Below are 12,269 nucleotides of genomic sequence, written 5' to 3' on the forward strand. Positions count from 1 at the left end.
TAATAAAGCGAGAATTTCCGTTTGGGAAGGTGGAGGCATGAATACCAGCGCGCAAATCAGGCCCCAGGGTCCCGGTCGCCCGAAGGACATGGAGAAGCGTGCGGCCATCCTGGTGGCGGCGAAGGCCCTGTTCATCCGCAACGCGTTCGCCGGTACCAGCATGGACGCGATCGCGGCGGATGCCGGCGTGTCCAAGCTCACCGTGTACAGCCACTTCGGCGACAAGGACAACCTGTTCCGCGAAGTGATCCGTTCGCGCATCCAGGACCTGCTGCCGGAGGAAACCTATTTCTTCGATCCGCACGCCGACATCCGCGACATCCTGCTGCGGGTGGCGTTGACCCATGCCCACCTCGATTGCAACGCCGAGACCGTGGGCACGTTCCGCGCCATTCTCAGCGACTGCCGCCAGGGCAACCCGCGCTACGGCAAGCTGATCTGGGAAGAGGGCGCGGCGCGTACGCATGGTTTGATGGAACGCCTGCTGCAGCAGGCGGTTGACGCCGGCCAACTCGATATCGACGACGTGGCGCGCGCCAGCGGGCAATTCCTCAGCCTGATCAAGGGCAACCTGATGATGCGCCAGATGTTCGGCTGCACCGAATGCCCGGCAAGTTACAACCAGGAAATCGAGGCGACGGCGCGTGCTGGCGTGGCCACCTTCCTGCGTGCGTTTCTACCGCGCGCGCACTGACTCCAGTCGACAGATCACCTGGTAGTCGGGCTGGCCTTTGCCCGGCTTGATGCCGCCGGTTGCGGACGCGACGCTCTGGATCATGGGCCGGATGGCACGCGTTGGCTAATGGGTCCGGACCCGCCCGGTGTGCGAGACTCCGCCGAGAGATTTTCAGCGCCCATCTTCCGGAGCGAAGGTTGTCTGATGAAGCTTCAAGTACCGTTTGTGCAATTGCCCCTGCAGTTCGACGCAGCCCGGCTGATGGCCGAGATCGATGCGCTCGGCGCAGATAAATGGATCGAGCATCCTCAGAAATACCCTGGGAATTTTGCGTTGCCGCTGATTTCGGTCAACGGCGATCCCGCCAGCGATGCGATTTCCGGGCCGATGCGACCCACCCCCTCGCTGGGGCAGTGCCCGTATCTGATGCAGGTGCTCCATCGCGTCGGCGCGGTATGGGGGCGCACCCGTCTGATGAAACTCAGCGGCCACGCCGAGGTGACCCCGCATACGGATCTCAGCTATTACTGGCGTGAGCGCGTGCGCGTGCATGTGCCGATTCGCACCAAGCCCAGCGTGCGCTTCTTCTGCGGCGACAGCGAAGTGAACATGGCGGCGGGTGAGTGCTGGATATTCAATACCTGGCTCAACCATCGCGTCGTCAATGGCGACGACGACGAGCGGATCCATCTGGTTGCGGACAGCGTCGGCAGCGAACCGTTCTGGCGACTGGTCGGAGCCGGCAGGGTGCCCGGGCACGGTGAAGTGCAGGACTGGCGCGCCGAGTCGGTGATGCCGGTGTCCGACACCATCCCCAGGCTGATGTACGAATCGGACAACGTGCCGCAGGTGATGACGCCGTGGGAGATGCGGGAGCATCTGGCGTTCCTGCTCGGTGATACACGAGCGCATCCCCAGGTCAACGCCGCGCGATTCGCGGTGGCGCGCTTCAACTTCATCTGGCGGGCGCTGTGGGCGCAATTCGGTACTGACCGGAGCGGCTGGCCGGACTATCGCAGGGCCCTGGACGAGTTCAGGCAGCACATGGAGCAAGTCGCGGAACCCTTGCAGCTGGCCTGCGGAATGCAGTTCATGACGGGTTTGCACGCGGGCGTGCTTGACGTGGCGCTGGCAGACCGCAATCAGGATTTCGGTGCGCGCGAGACGCGTCCACCCGCCTTTGGCGCTCCGGCTTCGAGCGAGCATGATCCGGTTTTCGATCGCCCCGTGTTCATTGTTTCGTCCCCCCGCTCAGGTTCGACCCTGTTGTTCGAAACGTTGGCGCAAGCGAACGGGCTGTATACCATCGGCAAGGAAAGCCATGCTCTCATCGAAGACATGATGGCGTTGAATCCCGGGTTGCTCGGCTTCGAATCCAACCGTTTGACGGCGAGTGCAGCCACACCCGCGGTGGCGGAGGAACTGCGCCGGCGGATGTGGGCCGAGCTGCGTGATCGCGATGGCGCGGCGCCGACCGGCGCGCCGTCGCGCGTGCTCGAAAAGACCCCGAAGAACTCCCTGCGCGTGCCGTTCCTGGCCGAGGTGTTCCCGCAGGCACGATTCATCTACCTGTATCGCGATCCGCGGCAGACGCTCAGCAGCATGATCGAGGCGTGGCAATCGGGCCGCTTCCGCACTTATGCGGATCTCCCCGATTGGGAAGGCTTGCCGTGGTCGATGCTGCTGGTGCCCGGCTGGCGCGACCTGAAGGGGCGCCCGCTGCAGCAGATCGTGGCGGCGCAGTGGGAGATCACCACGCGAGTCCTGCTGGACGACTTGAGCGCCCTGCCTGCCGGGCGCTGCCAGGTGGTGCATTACGACACCTTCCTGGCGAATCCGGCCAATGAAGTGGGGCGGTTGTGTGAGTGGCTAGACCTGACGTGGGATCGGGCGCTGGACAAGGCACTGCCACTGTCGCGCTATACCGTGTCCGAGCCGTCAGCGGACAAGTGGCGTCGCCACGCCGATCTGATCGAGGAAGTGTTGCCCGCCCTGCAGGCCACGCGTGATCGTGCGGAGCGCTTCGTCGGGCGCTGAAGTCGCGTGTTGCGTCGAGCCGCCACGCGCGGCCTTCACTCGGCTTTTTCGTGCACGTTTCTACGCTGCGCGGGGTTTCGACGGCACCTGCGGGTCTGCCGCGGAACATCACTCCCCTTCCACGCAGGAGCAAGCCATGGCCAAGACCAAGCCGTTCGTCAGCGACATCGAGAACATCCGCAAGCGCGCACGCCAGGACATCGACAAGGGCGCGATGACGGCGGGCTACCGTGCGGACCGGGCCACCGTGGTCAAGCTGCTCAACCACGCGCTGGCCACCGAACTGGTTTGCGTGCTGCGCTACAAGTACCACTACTACATGGCCTCGGGCATCCACTCGCAGGCGATCAAGGCCGAGTTCCTGCAGCACGCGAACGAGGAGCAGGGCCACGCCGACTTGATCGCCGAACGCATCACCCAGCTCGACGGCAAGCCGAACCTGTCGCCGGAAGGCCTGCTCAGCCGCAGCCATTCCGACTACGTCGAAGGCGAGGACATCGTAGACATGATCAAGGAAGACCTGGTCGCCGAGCGCATCGCGATCGACAGCTACCGCGAGATGATCAGCTATGTCGGCACCGACGACCCGACCACCCGCCGCGTGCTGGAAGGCATCCTGGCGATGGAGGAAGAGCACGCCGAGGACATGAACACGCTGCTGGAACAGCTCGGCAAGAAGGGCGAGCCGGCGAAGCCGTCGCCGGCCCGGAAAGCCGCGGGCAAGCGCGGCTGATCGCGTGCGCGTGCGGCGGCGTGCACGCGCGCCGCGCGACGCATCACCAGCCGGCCAGCGCCAGCTTGCCGATCGTGCTGCCCGATTCCAGCCGGCGATGCGCCTCGCGCAGGTTCGCCGCATTGATCGGCACCAGCGTTTCGGTGCGCGTGCAGCGCAATTCACCCGCATCGATCAAGCTGGCGATCCGTTCGAGGATGCGGCCCTGCTCGGCCATGTCGGGGGTGTTGAAGCGCGCGCGGGCGAACATGAATTCCCAGTGGATGCCGATGCATTTGGCCTTGTACGGGTCGCCGATCCTCAGCGCGCCGGCCGGCTCCACGATCAGGCCGACGTGGCCTTGCGGCGCGAGCAGCTGGCCGATCGCATCCCAGTAGTGATCGGTATCGGCGAGGTTGAGCGCCGCGTCGACCTGGCCGAAGCCCAGCGCTTCCAGCTGCGGTGCCAGCGCGTGGCGATGGTTGACCACGTGCAGCGCGCCCATCGTGCGGCACCACTCCGTGGTCTCGTTGCGCGAAGCCGTGGCGATCACGGTGAAGCCGGCGCGCCGCGCCAGCTGGATAGCGATCGAGCCGACCCCGCCGGCGCCGCCGATCACCAGCAGCGACTTGTCTTCGCCGCCGTGCTCGCTGTCGAACGGCATGCGCTGGAACAGCAACTCCCACGCGGTGATCGCGGTCAGCGGCAGCGCCGCTGCCTCGGCCAGATCCAGCGACCGCGGCGCATGGCCGGCCAGGCGTGCGTCGACCAGCTGGAACTGCGCGTTGCTGCCGGGGCGGGTGACGTCGCCGGCGTAGTACACGCGATCGCCCGGCTGGAAGCCGTCGACCGATGCGCCGACGGCCTCGACGACGCCGGCGGCGTCGTAGCCGAGCACCTTCGGTTGCGCCTCGACCTGCGGCTTGGGCGAGCGGACCTTGGTGTCGACCGGATTCACCGACACAGCCTCGACGCGCACCAGCAGGTCGTGCGCGCCGGGCACGGGCGTGGGCAGTTCGACGTCGAGCAGCGACTGCGGGTCGTCGATCGGCAAGTAGCGGGTGAGTGCGACGGCTTTCATGCTTGCGACTCCGTGGGGACGTTGAACGGCACCGGCGGTGGATTGCGCTCGGCGAACATGCCGTTCCAGTAGGGGTAGTAAGGATACGGCGGCGTCACCGCGCTGGCAGCATCCAGCCGCGCGACCTGCGCCGCATCGAGCGCCCAGCCCACCGCGCCCAGGTTGTCGCGCAGCTGCTGCTCGTTGCGCGCGCCGATCAGCACGCTGGACACGCTGGGCCGCTGCAGCAGCCAGTTCAACGCGACCTGCGGCACGCTCCTGCCGGTTTCCGCGGCCACCGCGTCCAGCGCATCGACCACGCGGTACAGCCGCTCCTCGTCCACCGGCGGCGCGAAGCCGGCGGTGTCGTGCAGGCGGCTGCCGGGCGGCAGCGGCTGGCCGCGGCGGATCTTGCCGGTGAGCCGGCCCCAGCCGAGCGGACTCCACACGATCGCGCCGAGGCCCTGGTCCAGCCCCAGCGGCATCAGCTCCCACTCGTAGTCGCGGCCGACCAGCGAGTAGTAGGCCTGGTTCGCCACGAAGCGCGAGTAACCCAGCTTGTCGGCGGCGGCCTGCGATTTCATCAGCTGCCAGCCGGAGAAATTCGACGCGCCGAGGTAGCGCACCTTGCCGGCGCGCACCAGGTCGTCCAGCGTCGACATCACCTGTTCCACCGGCGTCATTGCGTCGAAGTGGTGCAGCTGCAGCAGGTCGATGTAGTCGGTGCCCAGGCGTTTCAGCGCGCGCTCGACGCCGCCGATCAGGTGGTGGCGCGAGGCCCCGGCGTCGTTCGGGCCGTCGCCCGCGCGCAGCGAGATCTTGGTCGAGACGATCGCCTGCTCACGCCGGCCCGTCAGCGCGGCGCCCAGGATCGATTCCGACGCGCCATCCGAATAGACGTCCGCCGTGTCGAACAGGTTCACGCCGGCATCGCGGCAGATGTCGATCAGCCGTTTCGCCTCGGTGACGTCGGTATTTCCCCAGGCGCTGAACAGCGGCCCCTTGCCGCCGAACGTGCCGGCGCCGAAACCGAGCGCGGGCACCTTGAAGCCGGAAGCGCCGAGATAGCGGTGGTCCATGATGCAGTCCTTCGAAGTCAGAGTGAGGTGTCGGCGCAGGCCGCGGCGGTCGTGATGCGCGCTGGCCGGGAACTCAACCGCACGCTCCACAGCGCCACGGCGAAGCCGAGCACGGTGACCAGCGCCGCGGCCCAGGTCACTGCGCCCAGGCCGGGGCCGTGGCTGATCACCGCGCCGCCCAGCCACGCGCCGATCGCGTTGCCGAGATTGAACGCGGCGATGTTGAAGCTCGACGCCAGCACCTGGCCGCCGCCGGCGGCCTGCTGCAGCACGCGCAACTGCAGCGGTGCCACGGTGGCGAACGCGGCGATGCCGAGCAGGCCGGTGAACGCGATCGTCGCCGGCTTGCTGTGCAGGGCGAACGTCATCGCGGCCAGCACGATCGCCAGCGCCGCCAGCGAGCCGAGCAGGGCCGGTACCAGGGCACGATCGGCAAGGCGGCCGCCGAGCAGGTTGCCGATCACCAGGCCGCCGCCGAACACCAGCAGGATCGGCGACACCGCGCTGTCGGCGAAGCCGGTGACGCGGGTCAGGATCGGCTGGATGTAGGTGAACACCGCGAACACGCCGGCGAAGCCGAGCACGGTCACCAGCAGGCCGAGCAATACCTGCGGCCGCGCGATGCCTTTCAGCTCTTCCATGAAGCGCACCGGCGCGGCGTCGCCGCGGTCGGCCGGCACCAGGGTGGCGATGATCGCGGTGGCCAGCACGCCGATCGCGCTGACTGCCCAGAACGTGGCGCGCCAGCCGAACGCGTGGCCCAGCCACGCGCCGGCCGGCACGCCGAGCAGGGTGGCCACGGTCAGGCCGGTGAACATGATCGAGATCGCCGAGGCCTTGCGGTCCTCCGCCACCAGTCCGGTCGCCACCACCGCGCCCACGCCGAAGAAGGTGCCGTGGGCCAGCGAGGTAATCACCCGCGCGATCATCAGCACGCTGTAGCTTGGCGCCAGCGCGCTGGCCAGGTTGCCGATGGTGAAGATCAGCATCAAGGCGAGCAGCGCGGTCTTGCGCGGCAGCCGGCTGGTCGCCGCGGTCAGCAGCGGCGCGCCGACGAACACGCCCAGCGCATAGCCGGAGATCAGCAGACCGGCGGCCGCGATGCCGACGTGCAGGTCGGCGGCAACCTGCAGCAGCAGGCCCATGATCACGAATTCGGTGGTGCCGATGCCGAACGCGCCGGCGGTTAGCGCGTACAGCGCCAGCGGTGTACGGGGTCGGGGAGAAGGGGAGCGCATCGGGGTCGTCCGGAGGAAAAGAGACGCAGCTTAGGCGCTTGCCTTTTCGCCAAGAACCACCAGGATGGCTAATCATTATCAACAAAAGATTGAAAGTCATGGATCGCATCGGCGACCTCAGTCTGTTCCTGCGCGTGCTCGACCTCGGCTCGATCAGCGCCGCGGCGCGCAGCCTCGACCTGTCGGTGGCGGTGGCCAGCCAGCGCCTGAAGCGGCTGGAGCGCGAGCTCGGCGTGCGCCTGCTGCACCGGACCACGCGCCAACTGCACGCCACGCCCGAAGGCGCCGCGCTGGCCGAGCAGGGGCGTACGCTGGTGGAGGACCTGGAAGCGCTCACCGGCGGCCTGCGCCAGTCCGCCACCGAGGTCAGCGGCACCTTGCGGGTGACCATCCCGGCCTCGTTCGGGCAGCAGTACATCTCGCCGCTGCTGCCGGAGTTCCTCGCCCTGCATCCGCGGGTGAAGCTCAGCGTGAACCTCAACGACCAGATCCTGGATCTGGTCGGTTCCGGTTTCGACCTGGGCATCCGTGTCGGCGCGCTGGGCGATTCCGGCCTGGTCGCGCGCCAGCTGGCGACCAACCGGCGCGTGCTGTGCGCATCGCCGGATTACCTGCGCCGGCATGGCGCGCCGCGCACGCCGGCGGATCTGGCCACCCACGACTGCCTGCTGCTGGTCGGCAGCCAGGGCCGGCAGGACGTCTGGCGCTTCACCGACCGCAAGGGCCGCGAGATCGCGCAACGGGTGCAGGGCCGTTTCGAGAGCAACCAGGGCGAACTGCTGCGCGACGCGGTGGTGGCCGGGCTCGGCATCGCGCTGCATTCGGTCTGGCACGTGCACGAGCAACTGCGCGCCGGCCGGCTGCAGGTGCTGCTGCCGGACTATCCGATCGCCGCCACCGGCATCCACGCGGTGATGCCGCAGCGCCGGCTGGTGCCGCCGCGGGTGCGCGCGTTCGTGGATTTCCTGGTCGAGCGGCTGGGCGAGCATCCGCCGTGGGAGCGCTGAGCTTGTAAGCTTCGAGCATCCCCCGCAGGAGTCGCCCGATGCAGACCCAGGACACTTCGAACCCGCCGCGCCACGGCATCCGCCGCGCCATCCTGGCCTTGCTCGCGTTGCTGGTGCTGTGCGTGGCGGCGCTGATGTGGTGGTGGGACAGCGAGCCGCCGCTGTTCGAGCCGGCGGCGGTGACCCAGGCGCAGATGCAGCAACTGAGGCGTCCGCTCAGCACCGGCGCCACCACCACGGTCACCCTGATCACCTCGGTGCGCACCCTGCTCGACAAGCGCGGCGGCTACCTCAGCAACGACAAGCTGCCGCCGGGCGTGTTCATGGACAACGTCCCCAACTGGGAATTCGGCTCGCTGACCGCGTTGCGCGACCTGGTGCGCGCGCTGCGCAACGACTTCAGCCGCTCGCAGACGCAGTCGACCGAGGACAAGGACCTGGCCGAGGCCGATCCGCTGCTCAACAGCCCGAACGACCGCTGGCTGCTGCCCAGCTCGGAAAGCCAGTACCGCAAGGCGATCAAGCATCTGGACGGCTATCTGGGCCGGCTCGGCGACAGCGACGACAGCAACGCGCACTTCTACGCGCGTGCCGACAACCTGGCCGACTACCTGCAGGTCGCCTCGGCGCGGCTGGGCTCGCTGTCGCAGCGGCTGTCGGCCAGCGTGGGCCAGATCCGCCTCGGCGATGTTCCCTCGGTCGACGCGCCGGCCGAAGCCGGCACGGCGCGCGCGCCCGGCGGCGGCCGCCTGGTGAAGACCTCGTGGACCCGGATCGACGACAACTTCTACGAGGCGCGCGGCTACACCTGGACCCTGTTGGAGCAACTCAAGGCGTTCCAGCAGGATTTCGGCCCGATCCTGCGCAGCAAGCACGCCGACGTCAGCCTGCAGCAGGTGATCCGCGAACTGGAGGAAGCGCAGCGCCCGCTGCACAGCCCGATGGTGCTGAACGGTTCGCCGTTCGGCTTCTTCGCCAACCACTCGCTGGTGATGGCGAACTACGTGTCGCGCGCCAACGCGGCGCTGATCGACCTGCGCGAATTGCTCAAGCGCGGCTGACCAGAACGGACAAACCCCGCCGAAGCGGGGTTTGTCCGTGCACCGGCGCGGCGGCCACCGGGCTCAGTCGCTGATGGCATCCTGGTAACGCTGGAAGCCGGCCACGATCTCGGCCTTCGCCTCGTCGGCGCCGACCCAGCCCTCCACCTTCACCCACTTGCCCTTCTCCAGGTCCTTGTAGTGCTCGAAGAAGTGGCCGATGCGTTCCAGCCAGTGCGGCGAGACGCCCTTCATGTCGTTGATGTGCGCATAGCCCGGGAACACCTTGGGCGACGGGATCACCACCAGCTTCTCGTCGCTGCCGGCCTCGTCGGTCATCTTCAGCATGCCGACCGGGTGGCAGCGGATCACCGAGCCGACGGCCAGCGGCAGCGGCAGGATCACCACTGCGTCCAGCGGGTCACCGTCGCCGCCCAGCGTGCGCGGCACGTAGCCGTAGTTGCACGGATAGCGCATCGGCGTGGACAGGATGCGGTCGACGAAGATCGCGCCGCTTTCCTTCTCCACCTCGTACTTGACCGGCTCGGCATCCTTGGGGATTTCGATGATGACGTTGATTTCGTCCGGCACGTTGCGACCGGCGGAGACGAGGTGCAGACCCATGGAATGTCCTTGGCGGTAAGGGGGGAAAGAAGGTTCGCAAGAATACGCCAAACGCTGCTGCGACGCAGCAACGGCGACCCCGCCACGGCAACGGTCAGGCCTTCTTCGGCTTCCGGTAAGGCCGCTCGCGCAGCCATTTGGTGGCGATCCACTTCTCGCCCTGCAGCACCGGCAGTCCAGCGTGCAGCGAACTCCGGTCGCCGCCTTCATAGGCGAAATACACGGCCGTGCCACGCCGCGCGGTGACGGTGAGGCCGATCTCGGGGAACGCCGTGCCGCCGCCTTGCGCGGGCGTGTTCAGGTACATCACCACGCTGGCAACGCGCTGCCCGCCCACCGCGGTGATCGCGCCGTAGCCGGGCTGCTCCGGGTCGAACCAGTCGAAATGCGGCTCGTATTCCTGGCCCGGCAGGTAGTGCAGGATCTGCAGGCCTTCGCCGTGGCTCGCCGGCACGCCGAGCAGGGTAGCCAGGCGCTGCTCGATGCGGCCGACCAACGGCACTTCGTTCAAGGTAAAGAACATTCCTTCGCTGGTGCGCCGCTGGTCCACCTGGTGGCGGCCCTCGCTGTCGACGGTGAGCGCGCGCTGCAGCCGCGGCCGCGCCAGCGCGATCAGATCGTCGCATTCCTCTGCGCTGAGGATGTTCTCCAGCACCCGCAGCGCCGGCACGTCGACGCTGAGCGAGACGCCGACGGCGTGGCCGTCGATGCAGACTTCCGGCGCCTCGGGGTGTTTCGTGCGCAGGCCCTGCGGCGATCCCTTGGCGGTGCTGGCAAGCAGCGTGGCCAGCGGCAGCTTCAGCACCTCGGCGACGATGCCGCGGCTCTGCCGCGGGTCGTAGCCGTTCTCCTTCAGCAGCCGCAGCACTTCCGGCACGCCGTGCCCGGCCCGGGTCGTGGCCAGGATCCATTCGCGCAGTTCGGGGCTGATGGTGGTGCGTGGGTGCATGGTTCACAGGATTGATCAGGCCGTGCAGAGCTTACTTCACACTGCAGCGCTGCCGGGGTTCGATCGATTCATTCGCGATCTGCATGTCGATGTCGTCCAGGCAGCGGCCAAACAGTTGCATGGCCTCCCGCAATTCCTGGGTGGACAGGCCGCAATAGCCCAGCATCAGGCCAGGCCTCGAAGGCGCGTGGATGTAGTGAGGCGCCATGGTGTACAGGCCCAGGCCGCGCTCATGGGCCAGGTCGATCAGCTGCTGCACCTGCGCGTGGTCGTAACCGGGCATCCACGCCACCACGTGCATGCCCGCGGGTGAATCGACCACTTCGACCCGCGACCCGGCGTATTGCTGCAAGCCGCGAATCAGTTCGTCGCGGCGCGCCTTGAGCTCCTTGCGCGCCAGTCGCAGATGCCTTTCGAAGCCGCCACTTTCCATGAAATGCGCAAGTGCGGCCTGCGCGATGCCTGGGCAGGAGAAGTCGCTGAGAAACTTCGCGTTGATGAAGTCGTCCCGCAGCGCCACCGGCAGCACGACGTAGGCCAGCCGCAGGGATCCGAACAGCACCTTGGAGAAGCTGCCGACATAGATCACGCGGTCGTGCTGATCGAGCGATCGCAGGGCAGCCAGGGGCTGGGCGTCATAACGGAACTCGCCGTCGTAGTCGTCCTCGAGAATCCAGCAGCGCTGCGCTTCCGCATGGCGCAGCAGCTCCAATCGCCGCGGCAGCGACATGGCCACGCCGGTGGGGAACTGGTGCGAGGGCGTCACGCAGATCAGTGGCGGGGACGGCCTTGGCAGCGCGGCGCAGAGCAGGCCATCCTCGTCCACCGGCACGGCACAGACGCGCGCGCCATGGGATACCAGCGCCTGGTAGGCGCCGAAATAATGAGGCTCCTCGATGACTACCGGATCACCCTCGTTCAGCAGCACGCGGGCAGTGAGCGAAATGGCCTGCTGGGTTCCGCTGACGATCAGCACGTTCTCGGGCAACGCCTGCACGCCGCGTCGGCGGGCCAGGTATTCGCAAACCTGCTCGCGCAGTGGCAGCGAACCCTGGGAAGAGATGGCACTGGTTGGCGTATAGGTGGCCGCGCGCGCCAGCTCGCGCCCCCATGCCTCGTTCAGGGAGGGATTGAGCAGTGGATTGCCATATTGCAGGTTGTAGCGCAAACCCTGATGGGTGCGGGCGATCTTCCGATCCTGTATCCCGCGCGCCCGATGCGCGTAGCGCGAGGGGGGAGTGATCGAACGCTCGATCTGGTGCGGCGGTTGGCCTATCTGCAGCTTGGCCACGTAGCTGCCCGAACCAACTCGCGCTTCGATGAAGCTTTCGGCGCGCAACTGCTCGTAGGCCGCCAGCACGGTAGTGCGCGAGAGTTCCAGTTGCTGTGCCAGCTCTCGCGTGGCAGGCAGTCGCGAGCCCGCCCTGATGCGGCCGTCGAGGATAGCGGCCCTCAAGGCTCGGGTGAGCTGGGCGTACTGCGGCCCATTGCCGTCAAGAATGAGAAACATGCCAGATCTCCGAGGGGTTTCAGAAATGCTGTCGTTGGATTTTTCCATCGCGACGCGGGGGAAAGCGCTGCGATGGCAAGCGAGCTTAGGTGCTGCGGTGGTCCGGTACGTGCGGCAGAAGTCATGCCGTCGGCAGATCTGTCGATATGGCGAACAACGATCGGCAGCGGTGGAGCAGGGACCTTCGGGTGAATGCGCCGGTGCCGAAGCGGATCGTCTTCGCCGCCCTTGTCGACCGGGCTGTTTCCGCATGTGCACGCCGAGGTGGCGCAAGTTTTCACGGTGGTCAAAAAACAGGAACACCGCCGGCATGCCGGCGGTGTTCCTGGTTCAGCAC

Annotated in this window: 11 protein-coding genes; 5 read left to right on the forward strand and 6 right to left on the reverse strand. The window is 67.3% G+C overall.

Annotated features, from left to right (window positions below; all coding sequences use genetic code 11):
- Positions 1-37: 37 nt before the first annotated feature.
- From KK131_RS10475 to KK131_RS10485, 3 genes are all read left to right on the forward strand, one after another.
- Complete coding sequence (locus KK131_RS10475; RefSeq protein WP_214556575.1) at positions 38-694, forward strand: TetR/AcrR family transcriptional regulator; 657 nt, start codon at positions 38-40, stop codon at positions 692-694.
- 186 nt (positions 695-880) lie between these two features.
- Positions 881-2,713 carry a sulfotransferase gene (locus tag KK131_RS10480; protein WP_214556576.1) on the forward strand — a complete coding sequence of 611 codons (1,833 nt, stop codon included), beginning with the start codon at positions 881-883 and terminating at the stop codon, positions 2,711-2,713.
- Positions 2,714-2,849: 136 nt separating this feature from the next.
- Positions 2,850-3,446: a DUF892 family protein gene (locus tag KK131_RS10485; protein WP_214556577.1), complete on the forward strand. Its 597-nt coding sequence runs from the start codon at positions 2,850-2,852 to the stop codon at positions 3,444-3,446.
- Between the two features lie 43 nt (positions 3,447-3,489).
- Here the strand turns inward: KK131_RS10485 and KK131_RS10490 are convergent, their stop codons facing one another.
- From KK131_RS10490 to KK131_RS10500, 3 genes are read right to left on the reverse strand one after another with little or no spacing between them, the layout of a single operon-like run.
- Positions 3,490-4,506: a zinc-binding alcohol dehydrogenase family protein gene (locus tag KK131_RS10490; protein ID WP_214556578.1), complete on the reverse strand. Its 1,017-nt coding sequence runs from the start codon at positions 4,504-4,506 to the stop codon at positions 3,490-3,492.
- The gene (locus KK131_RS10495; RefSeq protein ID WP_214556579.1) at positions 4,503-5,564 is read right to left on the reverse strand and encodes an aldo/keto reductase; all 1,062 of its coding nucleotides are present in this window, start codon (positions 5,562-5,564) and stop codon (positions 4,503-4,505) included. The genes KK131_RS10490 and KK131_RS10495 overlap by 4 nt, the downstream gene beginning before the upstream one ends.
- Positions 5,565-5,581: 17 nt before the next feature.
- The gene (locus KK131_RS10500; RefSeq protein WP_214556580.1) at positions 5,582-6,802 is read right to left on the reverse strand and encodes an MFS transporter; all 1,221 of its coding nucleotides are present in this window, start codon (positions 6,800-6,802) and stop codon (positions 5,582-5,584) included.
- Positions 6,803-6,900: 98 nt separating this feature from the next.
- Between KK131_RS10500 and KK131_RS10505 the strand changes: the two genes are divergently transcribed.
- A complete protein-coding gene (locus KK131_RS10505) occupies positions 6,901-7,809 on the forward strand; it encodes a LysR family transcriptional regulator (RefSeq protein WP_214556581.1) in 909 nt (302 codons plus the stop codon).
- A gap of 38 nt (positions 7,810-7,847) precedes the next feature.
- On the forward strand, positions 7,848-8,870 hold the full coding sequence (locus KK131_RS10510; protein WP_214556582.1) for a DUF2333 family protein: 1,023 nt from the start codon (positions 7,848-7,850) through the stop codon (positions 8,868-8,870).
- Positions 8,871-8,933: 63 nt separating this feature from the next.
- On the opposite strand, the gene ppa is transcribed toward KK131_RS10510, so the two are convergent.
- The 3 genes from ppa to KK131_RS10525 all read right to left on the reverse strand — a co-directional run bounded on the left by ppa (position 8,934) and on the right by KK131_RS10525 (position 11,980).
- Positions 8,934-9,473 carry an inorganic diphosphatase gene (gene ppa / locus KK131_RS10515; protein WP_214556583.1) on the reverse strand — a complete coding sequence of 180 codons (540 nt, stop codon included), beginning with the start codon at positions 9,471-9,473 and terminating at the stop codon, positions 8,934-8,936.
- 94 nt (positions 9,474-9,567) lie between these two features.
- Positions 9,568-10,422 carry a 2OG-Fe(II) oxygenase gene (locus tag KK131_RS10520; protein ID WP_214556584.1) on the reverse strand — a complete coding sequence of 285 codons (855 nt, stop codon included), beginning with the start codon at positions 10,420-10,422 and terminating at the stop codon, positions 9,568-9,570.
- A gap of 31 nt (positions 10,423-10,453) precedes the next feature.
- Positions 10,454-11,980, reverse strand: coding sequence for a PLP-dependent aminotransferase family protein (locus KK131_RS10525; protein ID WP_250889377.1), 1,527 nt, complete (start codon positions 11,978-11,980; stop codon positions 10,454-10,456).
- Positions 11,981-12,269 lie beyond the last annotated feature (289 nt).

Source organism: Rhodanobacter sp. LX-99 (genome assembly GCF_018599185.1).
Classification (GTDB): domain Bacteria; phylum Pseudomonadota; class Gammaproteobacteria; order Xanthomonadales; family Rhodanobacteraceae; genus Rhodanobacter.